This window comes from Vibrio sp. 10N.286.51.B11 (genome assembly GCF_041469245.1).
Classification (GTDB): Bacteria; Pseudomonadota; Gammaproteobacteria; order Enterobacterales; family Vibrionaceae; genus Vibrio; species Vibrio crassostreae_C.
In genome coordinates this window covers 14,105-29,874 of sequence record NZ_JBFRKI010000023.1, presented here as the reverse complement: position 1 = coordinate 29,874, position 15,770 = coordinate 14,105, and the positions used below count along the sequence as shown (strand labels likewise).

The window sequence follows — 15,770 nt, the reverse complement described above, 5'->3', positions numbered from 1 at the left end:
GATAGCACTGACTCTAATTTTTGTTCCGATGGCGCATCTACTAATTGTGCCGTTGGTTACGTCTATAAAGAGATAACGAGTAAAACTAATAGAAGCAACTGGTGAAAATTAGGTCAGAAAAATGGAGGCGAAGAGTAGCATATTTAGATGATTGAGAACAACTGGCTTGATCGTTATTTATTAGCGAATGATCTTCTCAAGGATCTTTGTATAAATGTAATGACTCGTCATCGGTACTTTTTTATGTGATCTGGACAAAATTTGTTGAAGTTTTAATCTCAATCCTTACAATCCGCGCAAACGATTAAATGCTGTATATATCTAGTGATATGGACTAGATGTTTCTACTACCGAGCCTACCTTGGTGACTACAGTTTTTAGTGTAGAGACCTCTCTATTCTCACAGCATTTGAATCACCAAATTCTTAATTTATTGCAAAGGTTTTGTTGTGAGTACCGATTCCACCCTGAAAGCCCAGAACACCTCTGGCTCGCTTGATTCGATGTTTAAAATCACTGAAAGAAAAACCACGATTGGCACTGAGCTGTATGCGGGTTTCATTACTTTCTTGGCGATGAGTTACATTCTGGCGGTTAACCCAGCAATTTTGGGTGATATTCCAGGCATGGACAAAGGTGCCGTGTTTACTGCAACGGCTCTGTCTGCGGCAATCGCAACCCTAATTATGGGCATTTGGGGCAACTACCCTGTAATGCTAGCGCCGGGCATGAGTATGAACGGCTTTTTCAAAGGTCTGCTGTTAAGTGGATCTGTTGCCGTGCTTTGGAATGAAGCGCTGTTCGGTATCTTCCTATCTGGTATTTTGTACCTTGCGTTCTCATTGACCAATATTCGTAAATCGATGATTGAATCGATTCCTGAAGATTTGAAGTTGGCGATTACCGTGTCTCTCGGACTGTTCATTGCTTTCTTAGGTCTTAAGAATGCGGGCATCATCGTTTCTAACCCATTCGTATTGGTAGGCTTAGGCGACATTTCTGATCCACAAGTGATCATCGCTTACGTGAGCATCTTCATCGCACTGGGTTGTATGGTTCGTGACATCAAGCTAGCAACGTTCATCTCATTCGTTTCTGCTATCGTGTTGACGATTCTTGCTGACGTCTTCATGGGCACTTCAAACGCACCAATCCCAGAGCAGTTCATTGCTATGCCACCAAGCATGGCTGGCAGCTTCGGCGCTATCTTCGATTTCTCTGCTTTCACGCCAGAGAAAATGTTCGACCTACTGTTCATCGTACTTATCTTCTTGATTGTCGATTTCTTTGATGGCTTGAGCACCATTGTCGGCGTTGGACGTGATGCGGGCATCATCGATAAAGACGGTAAGGTGCCAAACGCGAAATCGGCTCTAGTAGCAGATGCGGGCGGTACTGTGATTGGCTCTATTCTTGGTACCACATCAATTACCGCATTCTCTGAGTCTGGCATCGCTTCTTCTCAAGGTGCGAAAACGGGCTTGGCAGCAGTCATGGTGGCTGGTCTGTTCCTAATCTCGCTATTCCTATACCCAATCTTCTCTATCTTCTCGGCTGCAATGGTTGCACCGGCGATGGTAGTGGTTGGCATCTATATGGTCGGTCGCCTTGGTCAGATTAATTGGGAAAAGAAAGAGTCACGCATTGCAGCCTTTTTTACCATCATGTTCACAGTGCTAAGCTTCTCTCCTGCGAACGGTATGGCGATGGGCTTCATCAGCTACGCATTCACAATGGTTGTGGCAGGTAAGCGCAAAGAAGTACACCCGCTTATCTACGGACTGTGTGTGGTGTTCTTAACTTACCTGATTCTGCTTTAAGGCTAATTAGTCACTAAGAAGTCGCTAAGTAAAAGACAAACAGATGGCTCTGCAGTGAATGCGGGGCCATTTTTGTATTTGTTGCTTTTTACCGTTGCTTCTTAATGTTGGTTACCGATGAGTTGATGGCGTTAGCCTAAAGTCGGTGCTTTGACAGTACGCGACTTATATTGATGCATGCTATTGTAGAGACTGGATTAATTATTTCTTGAAGAGTGACTATGCCTTCTAACTTACCTAAATCTTTTAGTAAGCCGTTTTTAAAAGTATTCCACATTATGGAAGCGGTATTGCTGGTGGCGATCACGCTCGCGACCTTGTTTGCGATGGTCGAAGAGTTCATGCATGTCTTCGCTGAACGCCGAGTGCAATTGACCGACATTCTGCTGATGTTCATCTATTTAGAAGTGTTGGCGATGGTTCAGCAGTTTGTGATGAACGGTAAGATTCCAGTGCGATACCCGATCTATATCGCGATGATGGCGATTGCTCGTTACATCACTTTGGGCATGAAAGAACTCGATGCGGTATTGATCGTTTGGTTATCTTTAGCGGCATTTATCTTAGCAGCAGCAACTCTGTTGATTCGAGTCGGTCACCATTACTGGCCATATGTCGATCTCAGAACTAAGCAGCCGGACGAGTAAATTTTTTGAGATCAAAGTCTTACAAATCAAGCCCGGCGACCTAGCTGGGCTTGAATTCAAGCCAACCGAACAAAAAAACATCAATTATTTTCAAATAAAGCTTTACAACCCGACCCAGATCACCAAGAATGGCCTCGCTCTGTTTTCAGAGTTATTAAATGAAACATCAGTTGTAAAGTAAAACCCTTAGTATTGCTTCATTGTTATTCTCAGTGTTTCCCTTGGCTTCATAGATACATTAAATAATTCAAGCTTTCAGCGCATCGCACTTTTGGCGATTAATTTTTTATTTTTATATAAGGGACACATCATGTCTAACAAAACAAACGGCGTAGTAAAATGGTTTAACGAAGAGAAAGGTTTCGGTTTCCTAACTCAAGACAACGGCGGCGCTGACGTATTCGTACACTTCCGTGCAATCGCTTCTGAAGGTTTCAAGACTCTTAAAGAAGGCCAACAAGTGTCTTTCGAAGTAGAGCAAGGCCAAAAAGGTCTTCAAGCTGCAAACGTTGTAGCTCTATAAGATTTTAAGTCGGCGCAGGTTGCAACAGCAACTTGCGTCACTTTCCCAGCTTAATCTTCACTTTCTATACCTCTTCTGCTTTAACTTCTTATCTCCTGTTTAGAAATTTTTATTTCCCTCTGAAATACCCTTAATACCTTTTTACTCTCGTTATCCCATTATTTCGTTATACCCACTACTTCGTTACCCCCTTATCGCAATCCACAATCTATACTTCGTTCTAAGTTACTTTTCCGGTTCAACTCTCTGATCTCCGATTTTTGCTCATTTACTTACGGTGATTGGCATTATTGTATCCACAAAAAAAGCCCCTAAAACTAGGAGCTTATCTTGATCTAATCAACACTGTTAGTTAATCAACACTGATTCAGTTAATGGCTATTCAGCGTGTTACTGACAAACTGTTATTCAATATTCTGAATTTGCTCACGCATCTGTTCGATAAGAACCTTAAGCTCTACGCCCGATGCTGTGATGTCTGTGCTGATAGACTTAGACGCTAGCGTGTTTGACTCACGGTTGAACTCTTGCATCATGAAGTCTAGCTTACGGCCACAAGCGCCACCTTTCTTCAGTACTGCATTTGCTTCTTTCACGTGAGAATCTAGACGGTCTAGCTCTTCTGCTACGTCTGACTTCTGCGCAAGTAGGATAAGCTCTTGCTCAACACGAGAACCTTCCAGTTCGATTTTCGCATCTTCAAATTTGGTAAGAAGACGCTCACGTTGCCACTCTAGGATCTCAGGCATGCGTGCACGAACTTTCACTACTTCTTCAGTGATTGCATCTAAGCGCTGTACGATTAGCGCCTTCATGTTCTCACCTTCACGAGCACGAGCATCAATGAACTCTGCGATAGCATCGTTGAATGCTTCAAGTAGGTCTTTGTTGATGGCATCCATGTCTTGCTCTGGCGTTTCCATCACACCAGGCCAGTTCATGACTTGGAATGGGTTCAAACGGCTCTCTTCGCCAGTCATCGTCATTACTTGGTTCGCCGCATTGATTACTTGCTGAGCCAAACCTTCGTTAATGCTTAGTTCGCCCTTTGCAGCAGGGTTTGCTTCAAAGCGTAGGTTACATTCAACCTTACCGCGCGCTAGACGCTTACGGAAACGCTCACGCAAGATTGGCTCTAAACCACGGAACTGTTCAGGCATACGGAAGTAAGTTTCTAGGTAGCGTTGGTTTACACTACGGATTTCCCATACTGCGCTGCCCCAATCGCCTTTTACTTCTTTGCGTGCGTACGCGGTCATACTATAAATCATCGAATTTTCCTGTCTTTTATCATTCTGAAAATAACGCGCACGCATAGTATCACGATATGGTGTGCTCTCGAAGCCTGTCGCTTTTCACTGTAAATAGCCTTTCGTGATAAATAGCTTTGAACGGTAAATAGATTTGCACGATAAACTGCTATATAATCTTGCCCCAATCAAAACTGTCTCACCCCTTTCTTAGGTGATGCACTCTTTCGATAGTAAATCACTTCAGACTGTTAATAAGGTAGATACCAATGCGTCCAAATGACCGCGCTGTAGATCAAATTCGTCCAATTAAAATTACTCGTAACTACACAGCTTATGCTGAAGGTTCTGTATTAGTTGAGTTCGGCAACACTAAAGTTCTATGTAATGCGACGGTAGAAGAAAACGTACCGCGTTGGTTAAAAGGCCAAGGAAAGGGTTGGGTAACGGCTGAATACGGCATGCTGCCACGTGCAACGCACACTCGTAACCGTCGTGAAGCGGCGAGCGGCAAGCAAGGTGGTCGTACGATGGAAATCCAACGTCTGATCGCTCGTAGCCTACGTGCTGTTGTTGACCTGAAAGTAATGGGTGAAATTATGATCACTGTCGATTGTGATGTTATCCAAGCAGACGGCGGTACTCGTACTGCTTCTATCTCAGGTGCAAGCGTTGCAATGGCTGATGCTATCAACAGCCTACTAGCAAGCGGCAAACTGAAAAAGAACCCAATGAAAGGCCACGTAGCGGCAGTTTCAGTGGGCATCGTTGGTGCACAAGCACTGTGTGACCTTGAGTACGTTGAAGACTCAGCAGCCGATACCGACATGAACGTTGTAATGACGGAAGACGGTAAGATGATTGAGATTCAAGGTACCGCAGAAGGCGAACCGTTCAGCCACGAAGAGCTGATGCAGCTTTTAGCCCTGGCTAATAAGGGCATTGCCGATATCGTCGAAGCGCAGAAAGCTGCGTTGGCCGACTAGTCATTTTTAATAGCTCCCAATTTGGGGGCTATTTTTTTGTCTGTAAAACCTGAAAGGGTGGTACAGGGCGTAAGTTAAGTTTTATTGAGTAAACATAGAGGAAAAACATGAAAGCATATCAACGTGAATTTATTGAATTTGCACTAGAGAAAGAAGTACTTAAGTTTGGTGAGTTTACTTTAAAGTCTGGCCGCAAGAGCCCTTACTTCTTCAATGCTGGATTGTTTAATACAGGTCGTGACCTAGCGCGCTTAGGTCGCTTCTACGCAGCAGCATTGGCTGATTCTGGCATTGAGTTTGATGTACTATTTGGTCCTGCATACAAAGGTATCCCAATTGCAACGACGACAGCGGTTGCACTAGCGGATCACCACGATGTAGACACGCCTTACTGCTTCAACCGTAAAGAAGCGAAAAACCACGGTGAAGGTGGCAACCTTGTCGGTAGCGCGCTTGAAGGTCGCATCATGTTAGTGGACGACGTGATCACTGCAGGTACTGCGATTCGTGAGTCGATGGAAATCATCCAAGCAAATGGCGCTGATTTAGCGGGCGTGCTTGTTGCTATCGACCGTCAAGAGAAGGGCAAAGGCGAACTGTCTGCGATTCAAGAAGTTGAGCGTGACTTCGGTTGTGCGATTATCTCAATCGTTAGCCTGACTGACTTGGTGACTTTCCTTGAAGAGAAAGGCACAGACGCAGCACATCTAGAGTCAGTAAAAGCGTACCGCGCTCAATACGGCATCTAATACTACTCGTAATTAGACTATAGAATGCACAAGGGGCTGATGATTCATCAGCCCCTTTTCTTTTGGTTCAGTATTCAGTATTCATTATTTATAACGAATGCCGCGCTCCACTTCTGGGTCTTCCATGGTCTTAAAGCGCTTGTGCAGCCACATCCACTGTTCTGGTGCTCTTAAGATAATCTTCTCAAGGTAGCGGTTCATGTAGGCGGCAGCCGCTTTCTCATCTTTCTGTGGATAGTCATCTTCGATCGATTCATCGGCCATGATCTCATACTTGCCATCGGCATTTCTAAAACCAGAACCCGGAACAAGTGCGCATCGGCTCGTATAAGCCAGAATACTAGTGCCTGTTGTAGTACATGCATCTTCTACAGCGAAGAAAGGCACAAACACAGACTTGTTACGACCGTAATCATGATCCGGTAGGTAGAAAAGGATCTCACCCTGACGCAGGATTCGAATCATACGCTTCACGTCTTTACGGTGAATCAGGCGGTTGCCGTTTTGAGTACGACCACGGTATTGAATGAATTCATAAGCCGGATTGTTGTGCGGGCGATAAACACCTAAACCTGAAATACCGAGAACAGCCATTGCTCGCGCAGTGATCTCTAGGTTTAAGGCATGCACACAGCATAGAAGAACACCTTTACCGTTAGCTTTGTGCGTACGCAGTGTTTGGGTGTCTTTATCTACTAGGATGCGCTTGAAGCGCCACGTAGGCCAAAACCAGGTAATGCCGGTTTCGATGAGTGCCATACCTGTGTTCTTAAAGTTCTCACTGACCATTGCCGCGACTTCATCTGCTGGCTTGTCTGGGAAGGCGAGCTCCAAGTTACGTGTTGCTACCGCGACGCGCTTTTTACCATAGCGAGCACCCAAAGAGCCTAACGATCGGCCTAACAGCAGTAAGAGGCGATAAGGGAGAACGTTAACAATAAGCGCCAATAACCCAAAACCAAACCATACACCCCAATATTTAGGGTGAAGTAGAGCTAGAGTAAAAGGCGGCTTAGTAATCACGTGTTGTGCTGTGCCGTTTGCTGAAGAAGTTTTCGTCGTCATAACCATCACTTAAGATTTGATTGCCACTTAATTTGATTGCTACTTAATCTGAGCGCTTAGCAGTGCCCAATAAGCATCAAAGTTTTCTGTTGGTTGATATTTGAAGTCTGAGCGAACAAATCGATTCAAGCTGCCTTCAACTTGACCGAGCAGTTGAGCGGCTAAGATTTTCTCATCAACCGGGAATGATTTCCCTTCACGAAGCTTTCTTTCACGCAGGATCTGGCGAAGTTGCGTCTCAATGCGTTCGAAAAGTTGGTTGATGCGATCACGCAGGCGTTCATTTTCAAACATTAGAGCATGACCAGATAAAATTCGAGTCAGGCCTGGGTTACGTTCTGAGAAAACTAAGATAAGTTGTAGTACTAGGCGTATGCGCTCTAGCGTGTCTTTCTCTTCATCCAGAATACGGTTGATTCGAGACATCAACGCTTCTTCAATGAACTCGATCAGGCCTTCAAACATGCGGGCTTTGCTTGGGAAGTGGCGGTATAACGCAGCTTCAGAAACACCCACTTGCTTGGCCAACTTTACCGTTGTGATACGAGAAGCACCTTCGGTCGATTCCAACATTTGTGCGAGAGCTTGTAGGATTTCTTCACGACGGTTTGATTTTCGAGTACCAGCCATCTATTTACTTCCTTTCCTAAAGATGAGGATTGAGTGAAGAAGGATTATAAACACCATTCAATTCTGTTTCCTAGTTTTGTAAGCCCTAGGTCAACAGAATCGAGAGGTGTCAGCAGATTGTCAGAGCAAATTTGTGCGTTTATGCATCAATAAGCTGTTGGATCTGTTCGAGGATCTGGAAACCAAGTGTGTCTTTGCTATCCAGTGGCAGAGACTTATCGCCGCCTTTCCAATAAAGATGCAGCTCATTGCTACTGCTATTGAAGCCTTGACCTTCGACTGAAACGTCGTTAGCGCAGATCATGTCGAGGTTCTTTCTTTCTAACTTACCGCGCGCGTATTTTTCAACATCTTGAGTTTCAGCTGCGAAGCCGACAGTAAATGGGCGACCTTCGGTCATTGAAGCGACAGAAGCGACGATGTCTGGGTTCTTAACCATTTGAATGGTCATGTCGTCTTTGCCATCGACCTTCTTAAGCTTTTGGTCAGCAATGGTCTCTGGGCGGTAATCGGCAACCGCGGCGCAGCTGATGAAAATATCGTGTTGAGCTGCATTGGCACTCACGGCATCAAACATCTGCTGAGCGCTGTCGACATCGATGCGATTAACCTTATTTGGTGTCGCGAGTGATACAGGGCCGCTGATTAGAGTTACTGTTGCGCCTTGTTTCGCTGCCGCTTCAGCCAGAGCATAGCCCATCTTGCCCGAGCTGTGGTTGGTAATGTAACGCACAGGGTCAATGGCTTCACGAGTTGGACCCGCCGTGATTAACACAGAGCGACCAGCAAGAGGTTTAGGTTGGAAGAAGTCTTCACAGCGGTGCACGAGCTGCATAGGCTCTAGCATGCGACCCATTCCCACATCACCACACGCTTGTTCGCCAGCCGCCGGTCCCCAAATCTCACAACCACGACGTTTTAGTGTTGCGATGTTCTCTTGAGTGGCAGGGTGGCTGTACATCTGTTGGTTCATTGCCGGAGATACCGCAACTGGCGCATCGGTTGCTAGAACCAAAGTGGTCAGTAGGTCGTTACCCATGCCAGCTGTCATGCGCGCAATCAGATCAGCGGTTGCTGGCGCTAGTAATACCAAGTCAGCCCACTTTGCGAGCTCGATGTGCCCCATGGAAGCCTCAGCAGCAGGATCAAGCAAACTATCAGACACTGGCCTTCCAGAGACGGCTTGCATGGTGAGAGGAGTGATGAACTCCTTGGCTGCATTTGTCATCACGACTTGTACTTGTGCTCCACGCTCAATTAAGCGTCGAGTCAGTTCGGCACATTTATACGCAGCGATACCACCACTAATGCCAAGTAGGATTTTTTTCCCAGCTAGGCCTTGTAGGTCAGCGTTATCCAGTTGATTAACCAATGTTTGCATGATTCTGTTCCTTAATTTCTCTGGGACTTACGATATCAGAACAAAGGATTAGTGCCTAGAAGCAGAATTAGAACAGATTTGACGCTCATCAAGTTGGTGTTATCAAACTTATCAATTACACGGTTTTGCTAGTGACTCGTTTCCTTTTATCTCTATCGAAGGATCTCCGATTACGATCTCATTAAGGTGGTGGGTCGTGTTCATTACTAGTGATTAGCTTTTATATGCCAATAGATAAAATGCCTGCCGAATCGATGCCGAGAGAAAAGTTATTGAGTCGAGGGCCTGATTCTTTGAGTGATGCGGAACTGCTCGCGATATTTCTGCGAACAGGGACACAAGGAATGAACGTGTTGGAACTCGCTGATAAGTTGATCAAAGACTTTGGCTCGCTCCGTCACCTTTTTTCAGCAACGCAGGAAGAGTTTTGTGCGCATAAAGGGATGGGTCAGGCGAAGTATGTTCAATTACAGGCTGTGTTAGAGATGACGCAGCGCTATCTAGCAGAGACGTTATCTCGTGGAGATGCGCTCACGAGCCCTAGCCATACTAAGCTTTATCTTTCGAGCATGTTGCGTGATCGCCAGCGAGAAGCCTTCTATATATTGTTCCTCGATAACCAAAATAGGGTAATAAAGGACGAGGTGATGTTTGAAGGAACCATCGATGCCGCATCGGTTTACCCGCGGGAAGTGGTTAAACGGGCACTTCATCATAATGCGGCGGCATTAATCTTAGCTCATAACCATCCTTCAGGTGTTGCTGAGCCCAGCCAAGCGGATAGGCGGATTACACGCCGATTAACCGACGCATTAGCGCTGGTGGACATCCGAGTTCTCGACCATTTTGTCGTTGGAGATGGTGAAGTTGTCTCTTTTGCAGAGCGTGGATGGATTTGAATCACATTTTAGGTTGTTAGTTGCGTTAAATCTGCTATTATTCCGGCCACATTTTTAGACCTAAAATCAGCTCTGATTACTCAAGCAAGCTGCGCTGCACAAAAAAAGATCACGAAATCCGTAAAAAGGATCTGTTCGGGTCTTGAGCAATGCGTGTCAAGTTAGTATAATGCGCGACCTTTGATAGCCTTGTATGGATTTTCCATAACGGTTTTTACCTTCTATTTTAATTGATAGAGAGGTTCGGCCACCAAGGTTGATATCGAGCTGAAACGATTGGAGAAGACATTCATGTCCCGAGTATGCCAAGTAACTGGTAAGCGTCCAGTAACGGGTAACAACCGTTCACACGCACGCAATGCTACTAAGCGCCGTTTTCTGCCGAACCTACAAACTCATCGTTTCTGGGTAGAGAGCGAAAAACGTTTTGTTAAACTACGTCTAACTGCTAAAGGCATGCGTATCATTGATAAGAAAGGCATCGATGCTGTTCTTGTTGATATCCGTGCACGTGGCGAAAACGTTTAAGAGGAATTAAGCAATGGCTAAAGGCATTCGTGAGAAAATTCGTCTAGTATCTTCTGCAGGTACTGGTCACTTCTACACAACTGATAAGAACAAGCGTAACATGCCAGGCAAATTTGAGATCAAAAAGTTTGATCCAGTAGTTCGCCAACACGTTATGTACAAAGAAGCTAAAATCAAGTAATTGATGCTTTTTTTGCTCTTCTTCAGTAGAAGAAAGAATTGAAAAACCCAGTTTAATCGCTGGGTTTTTTTATATCTACAATTTGAGGAACTCAATTATTCTTGCTTGATATAGCCTCTGATAGATAGAAATCTGTACAACATAGAAAGTATTGCCACTTTCACGATATACTGAATGTTCAATAGGTTAGATGAGCAGAATCAGATGAGATATCGTGGACGCCGGTGGAACAACATACTCATGTTCAGTGTGATCGCTTTTATTGGCGTGTTAAACCTTCCAACATTGATCAAAGCGTACCTTATCGAGCCTGAACCGCAGGTTGATAGCCCTTATCCTTATCTCCTGAACCCAACAGCAAAGCTTCAAGCGTTACACTTTGCTAAGTGGTCTGTCATTCAACAAGATAATCAATGGGTTTACCAGTTCGAAGATACTGACTTTCCTCAAGCCACCAATGCACAAGAGCTGTCACAACGTTGGAAAGAGCTTGTGGGCACGGAAGTCGACTCACAGACCTACACAGACCTTACGCCTCGGTTAAATACACCACACACCATCGAAGTATGGTATCAAGACCAAGAAGAGCCCCAGCGTATTACCTATTATCAATTGCCTGAGTTCTGGTTGTTAAAAAACTGGAATGATCAGTGGTTGGCGGTGTCTATTGAAGAGAGCTACCTGTTTCCAAGCTTTAACGCTAACCACTCCTCTAAATCGGACGACTAACTATGCCTGAATTACCCGAAGTCGAAGTAAGCCGTATGGGGATCTCGCCTCATTTAGTTGGCGAGACCATTAAAACCCTTACTTTTCGCACGCCTAAGCTGCGTTGGGATATCCCACAAGAGTTAAAAGCATTAGAAGGGCAGGTGATTCGCTCTATCTCGCGCCGTGCAAAGTACCTATTGATTGAAACGGATACTGGCACTGCCATTGTTCACCTTGGTATGTCTGGCTCACTACGCGTATTAGATGCTGACTTCCCAGCAGCAAAGCACGATCACGTGGATCTTAAGCTCACTAATGGAAAAGTACTACGCTACAACGATCCACGTCGTTTTGGCGCTTGGCTGTGGTCTGCTCCCGACGAAACACACCCTGTGTTACTCGGTTCTGGCCCTGAACCACTAACCGATGACTTCAACGCTGACTACATTGCTGAGAAAGCAGAAAAGCGTAAAGTGGCCGTCAAGCAGTTCATCATGGACAACAAAGTGGTGGTTGGTGTGGGTAATATCTATGCCAATGAAGCGCTATTTGCTTCACGTATTAGCCCTTTGCGCCCTGCAAGCAAAGTGACAAAACAAGAGTGGGTCTTGTTGACCAAAGAGATCAAACAAGTGCTCGCCACCGCCATTAAACAAGGCGGTACTACGCTAAAAGATTTCGCACAAGCAGATGGCAAACCGGGGTATTTCGCCCAAGAGCTGCAAGTGTATGGGAAAGCGGGTGAAAAGTGCCCAAGCTGTGAAGCTCTGATTCAAGAATTGAAAATAGGGCAAAGAAATACGTTTTTTTGCGAAGAGTGCCAAGTATAAAAAAACTGAACGCGCGTTCACTTTTTACTGCTAGTAGATATAAGTGCTAGTCGCTACAATTACATTAATGATATGAATTGAGAATAGTAGAATGAAATATTTAGTAACTGGCGTTGCCGGTTTTATCGGATCTGCAGTGTCAGAGCGACTATGCGCAGCAGGCCATGAGGTTGTCGGTATTGATAACTTGAATGACTACTACGAAGTCTCTTTAAAGCATGACCGCCTTAAACGTATCGAACATGAAAACCTGACCTTTATCGAGCTGGATCTCGCTGATAGAGAAGGTATCGCTGAGCTTTTCGCACAGCAAAAGTTTGACCGCGTGATTCACTTAGCGGCGCAAGCTGGCGTTCGTTACTCAATTGATAACCCAATGGCGTATGCCGATAGCAACCTTGTCGGTCACTTAGCTATTCTTGAAGGTTGTCGCCATAATAAGGTTGAACACCTCGTTTATGCTTCATCGAGTTCCGTTTATGGCTTGAATCAAAAAATGCCATTCCATACAGCAGACAGTGTTGATCACCCGATTTCACTGTACGCCGCGACTAAGAAGTCGAATGAGTTGATGGCGCATACCTATTCTCATTTATACGACGTACCAACGACAGGTCTTCGCTTCTTTACGGTTTACGGCCCTTGGAGTCGCCCTGATATGGCGATGTTCAAGTTTGCGAATCTAATCGTAGCGGGCAAAGAAATCGACATTTATAACAACGGCGACATGATGCGTGACTTCACTTATATCGATGATATCGTTGAAGGTATTATTCGTGTTCAAGATCGTATACCAGCCAAGCAACCAGATTGGACCGTTGAGCAAGGGTCACCAGCAACCAGTTCTGCTCCGTATCGCGTGTTTAACATCGGTCATGGCAGCCCGGTTAAATTAATGGACTACATCGAAGCATTAGAAGGTGCTCTAGGTGTTGAAGCGAAAAAGAACTTCATGCCAATGCAGCCTGGTGATGTGTACGCGACTTACGCTGATACGGAAGATTTGTTTGAAGCGGTTGGCTATAAACCTCAAGTGAAGATCCAAGAAGGCGCGAAAGCTTTTGCGGATTGGTATAAAGCTTACTACTCACTATAAGAGTTAGTTTCTCTTATAAAAATAGCGCTCAATGAGCGCTATTTTTTTCGGTGTAGGTAAAGAGAATTACTTGGTAGTCTTCAGCTTTATCTCGGCTGCCACCTTTTGTGGCACAAACTGGCTAATGTCCCCACCATGAATGGCCACCTCTCGAACTATTGTCGAAGAGAGGAATGCATACTCCTCTGAAGGTGTTAAAAATACACTTTCAAGGCCTGGAAGTAGCTTTCTGTACATGCTGGTGAGTCCAAACTCGTACTCAAAGTCCATGGTTGTTCTTAGCCCACGTACTAATACGTTTGCTTGCTGCTGTTTAGCAAAGTCGACTAGTAACCCTGAGAATCCCTCTACAGATACGTTAGGTAAGTGAGACACCGCATCACGTAACAACTCTACACGTTCATCTAACTCAAACATGGTTTTTTTACTTGGGCTCGCTGCTACTCCAACAGTGATATGGTCAAACATGCTAGCGGCACGAACAATGATATCAAGGTGGCCATTGGTCACCGGATCAAAAGTTCCTGGATAAATAACGTGTGTGCTCATTTTAGCTGTCCTTGCTTAATGTAGTGTTCGAATTCGGTGCTTTACTAGAGTTTAAGGCCTTATCGAGTTGCTGCTTTACCATATCGAGTGTGATGTCTTTCATCAGGTCATCGCCTTTAGCACGGGTTCCCCATGGAAGGTCTGCGACTGGTTTACCTTGTTGTGCTTCTACGTGCTGTTGATAAACACTCACTACGATATCGAGATCGTTGTAAGGTCCTGTTCTACGAGGGTCGCTGTGTGCGTACAAGCCGATTACAGGCGTTGACTGCGTAGTTGCCAAGTGGGCTGGGCCAGTATCAGGTGCCAATACCACCGTTGCATGTTTCAGTACGGCAGTCAGTTGCTTCAAGTTCGTTTTGCCAATCAAGTTGGTTACTGGCGACTGGCATAATTTTTCGATGTCGCTACCAAGGTTAACTTCTCTTGGTGCCGGAGAACCACATAACACCACTTGCATGCCTTGTTCGACAGCATAATCAGCAATAGCTGCATATCGCTCAGTTAACCAATTGCGTGAATCTTTGCTTGCAGCTGGGGAGATAACCAAGGTCGGCTTGTCTGCCATGGTGCTAATTGCGAGTTGTTCATCTTCAGGTGTTAAAGGGATATCCCATTGAGGCTTATCGAAGGGGGCACCAATGTAGCGAGCAAATTCGGCAAAGTTATCCAACACATGAAACTTATCTGAAATAGGTAGATGGTGGTTGGTAAAGAGTGACTGCATTTCACGAGTACGGTTTTTGCCAAATCCCACTTTGCACTTCGCCTTTATCCCCCAAGATAGCACGCTGGCTCTGAGTGCGGCTTGCATATGCAGAAGTGCATCAAATTTACGATCAGATAGCTGACGCCATAATTCACGCATTCCTTTGAAGCCTTGTTTCTTATCGAAAACAATCACCTCAATACCGGGTAGATCGCCGATCAGCATGGCTTCTATTTTGCCCGTTATCCAAGTGATTTTCGTTTCAGGCCACTGCTTCTGGATGGCTTGAACCACAGAAATAGCATGACAAACATCGCCAATCGCGGAGAGGCGAAGTATGCAAAGAGATTGAGGTGCAGTTGAGAACAGTGACATAAAGTGCCCGAAAAAAGTGAATAACATCAGAATTATGCAGATACTCGCATTAGTTGTAAAATAGCAATGACGAAAAGCGACCCAAAGGCCTCATAGATGGAAACGATTAGCACCAAGAACCAAACAATTTGGTACGACCCTGAACTTTTGGCTCAGGTACCAGAGGGCGATATCGCTCAGATTTTTGAGGCTGAATATTGGCAGCAACAAGACGCCATTTCAGGCAGTGCTCAAGGACGCGGTACCACATGGTTCATTCAGCTTGATGGAATACAGGCCGCATTGCGCCATTATCGCCGTGGCGGATTGTTTGGGAAGCTAGTCGAAGACCAATATCGTTTCTCTGATTGGGAGAGTACTCGCTGCGCTATGGAGCTTAATGTCCTAAAGATATTGGCAAACGCAGGTGTGAATGTACCGAAGCCTATTGCTGCTAGAGCCATTAAAAGCGGACTATTTTATCGTGCTGATCTGATGTCGGAACGGATTCCCAATGCGAAAGATCTGGTTGATGTCTTGGTTTCTGATCCAATAGATGCGGATGTTTATCGTCGAATTGGCCAAGAGGTACGCAAGATGCATGATGCTGGGGTTAATCATACCGATCTCAACATTCATAATATCTTACTTGATGACTCGCAAAACGTGTGGATTATTGACTTTGATAAGTGTGGTCATCAAGCGGGTGATGACTGGAAAGAAGGCAACTTGAGTCGCTTAAAGCGCTCGTTCTTAAAAGAAGTGAACAAGCGCCAGATTCAATGGCAAGAGTCGGATTGGGAGCCGATATTAAAGGGTTATCAAGGTTAGATGTTAAAAGGCTACCAAGGCTAATTAAATC

Annotated in this window: 18 protein-coding genes and 1 riboswitch; of the genes, 12 read left to right on the top strand and 6 right to left on the bottom strand. The window is 45.2% G+C overall.

From position 1 onward, the window contains the following. Positions 1-291: 291 nt before the first annotated feature. A riboswitch (purine riboswitch) is annotated at positions 292-391 on the top strand. A 58-nt stretch (positions 392-449) separates the two neighbouring features. The 3 genes from AB4154_RS12335 to AB4154_RS12325 all read left to right on the top strand — a co-directional run bounded on the left by AB4154_RS12335 (position 450) and on the right by AB4154_RS12325 (position 2,990). Next, positions 450-1,820 carry an NCS2 family permease gene (locus tag AB4154_RS12335; protein WP_102332606.1) on the top strand — a complete coding sequence of 457 codons (1,371 nt, stop codon included), beginning with the start codon at positions 450-452 and terminating at the stop codon, positions 1,818-1,820. 221 nt (positions 1,821-2,041) lie between these two features. After that, positions 2,042-2,467 (top strand): phosphate-starvation-inducible protein PsiE, encoded by a 426-nt coding sequence (locus AB4154_RS12330; protein ID WP_017079068.1) that lies wholly within the window; start codon positions 2,042-2,044, stop codon positions 2,465-2,467. A gap of 310 nt (positions 2,468-2,777) precedes the next feature. Beyond that, positions 2,778-2,990: a cold-shock protein gene (locus tag AB4154_RS12325; RefSeq protein WP_004735656.1), complete on the top strand. Its 213-nt coding sequence runs from the start codon at positions 2,778-2,780 to the stop codon at positions 2,988-2,990. A 404-nt stretch (positions 2,991-3,394) separates the two neighbouring features. Here AB4154_RS12325 and AB4154_RS12320 read toward each other — a convergent pair whose 3' ends face one another. Beyond that, positions 3,395-4,261 carry a YicC/YloC family endoribonuclease gene (locus AB4154_RS12320; protein WP_017063084.1) on the bottom strand — a complete coding sequence of 289 codons (867 nt, stop codon included), beginning with the start codon at positions 4,259-4,261 and terminating at the stop codon, positions 3,395-3,397. A 248-nt stretch (positions 4,262-4,509) separates the two neighbouring features. Between AB4154_RS12320 and rph the strand changes: the two genes are divergently transcribed. Together rph and pyrE are read left to right on the top strand one after the other, a co-directional pair. Then, positions 4,510-5,226, top strand: coding sequence for a ribonuclease PH (rph, locus tag AB4154_RS12315; protein ID WP_009847983.1), 717 nt, complete (start codon positions 4,510-4,512; stop codon positions 5,224-5,226). 107 nt (positions 5,227-5,333) lie between these two features. Then, positions 5,334-5,975: an orotate phosphoribosyltransferase gene (gene pyrE / locus AB4154_RS12310; protein WP_017059267.1), complete on the top strand. Its 642-nt coding sequence runs from the start codon at positions 5,334-5,336 to the stop codon at positions 5,973-5,975. Between the two features lie 84 nt (positions 5,976-6,059). On the opposite strand, the gene lpxL is transcribed toward pyrE, so the two are convergent. From lpxL to coaBC, 3 genes are all read right to left on the bottom strand, one after another. Beyond that, entirely contained in the window at positions 6,060-7,040 is a 981-nt protein-coding gene (gene lpxL / locus AB4154_RS12305) for an LpxL/LpxP family Kdo(2)-lipid IV(A) lauroyl/palmitoleoyl acyltransferase (protein ID WP_017063085.1), read from the bottom strand. A gap of 39 nt (positions 7,041-7,079) precedes the next feature. Then, entirely contained in the window at positions 7,080-7,670 is a 591-nt protein-coding gene (gene slmA, locus AB4154_RS12300) for a nucleoid occlusion factor SlmA (protein WP_004741428.1), read from the bottom strand. 139 nt (positions 7,671-7,809) lie between these two features. Next, positions 7,810-9,051 carry a bifunctional phosphopantothenoylcysteine decarboxylase/phosphopantothenate--cysteine ligase CoaBC gene (gene coaBC / locus AB4154_RS12295; protein WP_372123172.1) on the bottom strand — a complete coding sequence of 414 codons (1,242 nt, stop codon included), beginning with the start codon at positions 9,049-9,051 and terminating at the stop codon, positions 7,810-7,812. Between the two features lie 224 nt (positions 9,052-9,275). Between coaBC and radC the strand changes: the two genes are divergently transcribed. The 6 genes from radC to AB4154_RS12265 all read left to right on the top strand — a co-directional run bounded on the left by radC (position 9,276) and on the right by AB4154_RS12265 (position 13,296). Next, positions 9,276-9,950: a DNA repair protein RadC gene (gene radC, locus AB4154_RS12290; RefSeq protein ID WP_048607667.1), complete on the top strand. Its 675-nt coding sequence runs from the start codon at positions 9,276-9,278 to the stop codon at positions 9,948-9,950. 291 nt (positions 9,951-10,241) lie between these two features. Next, complete coding sequence (gene rpmB, locus AB4154_RS12285; protein ID WP_004728407.1) at positions 10,242-10,478, top strand: 50S ribosomal protein L28; 237 nt, start codon at positions 10,242-10,244, stop codon at positions 10,476-10,478. 13 nt (positions 10,479-10,491) lie between these two features. After that, a complete protein-coding gene (gene rpmG / locus AB4154_RS12280) occupies positions 10,492-10,659 on the top strand; it encodes a 50S ribosomal protein L33 (RefSeq protein WP_002535344.1) in 168 nt (55 codons plus the stop codon). Positions 10,660-10,863: 204 nt separating this feature from the next. Then, positions 10,864-11,388, top strand: coding sequence for a hypothetical protein (locus tag AB4154_RS12275; protein ID WP_032546317.1), 525 nt, complete (start codon positions 10,864-10,866; stop codon positions 11,386-11,388). A 2-nt stretch (positions 11,389-11,390) separates the two neighbouring features. Beyond that, positions 11,391-12,200, top strand: a complete 810-nt coding sequence (gene mutM, locus AB4154_RS12270; protein ID WP_229648012.1) for a bifunctional DNA-formamidopyrimidine glycosylase/DNA-(apurinic or apyrimidinic site) lyase — start codon at positions 11,391-11,393, stop codon at positions 12,198-12,200. 91 nt (positions 12,201-12,291) lie between these two features. Beyond that, positions 12,292-13,296, top strand: a complete 1,005-nt coding sequence (locus AB4154_RS12265; RefSeq protein WP_372123170.1) for an NAD-dependent epimerase — start codon at positions 12,292-12,294, stop codon at positions 13,294-13,296. A 66-nt stretch (positions 13,297-13,362) separates the two neighbouring features. On the opposite strand, the gene coaD is transcribed toward AB4154_RS12265, so the two are convergent. Continuing rightward, complete coding sequence (gene coaD, locus AB4154_RS12260; protein WP_136974381.1) at positions 13,363-13,845, bottom strand: pantetheine-phosphate adenylyltransferase; 483 nt, start codon at positions 13,843-13,845, stop codon at positions 13,363-13,365. Position 13,846: 1 nt separating this feature from the next. Further along, positions 13,847-14,929, bottom strand: coding sequence for a glycosyltransferase family 9 protein (locus tag AB4154_RS12255; RefSeq protein ID WP_017063093.1), 1,083 nt, complete (start codon positions 14,927-14,929; stop codon positions 13,847-13,849). A gap of 96 nt (positions 14,930-15,025) precedes the next feature. On the opposite strand from AB4154_RS12255, the gene AB4154_RS12250 reads away from it, so the two are divergent. Beyond that, complete coding sequence (locus AB4154_RS12250) at positions 15,026-15,739, top strand: 3-deoxy-D-manno-octulosonic acid kinase (RefSeq protein ID WP_372123168.1); 714 nt, start codon at positions 15,026-15,028, stop codon at positions 15,737-15,739. The last annotated feature ends 31 nt before the right edge of the window (positions 15,740-15,770 follow it).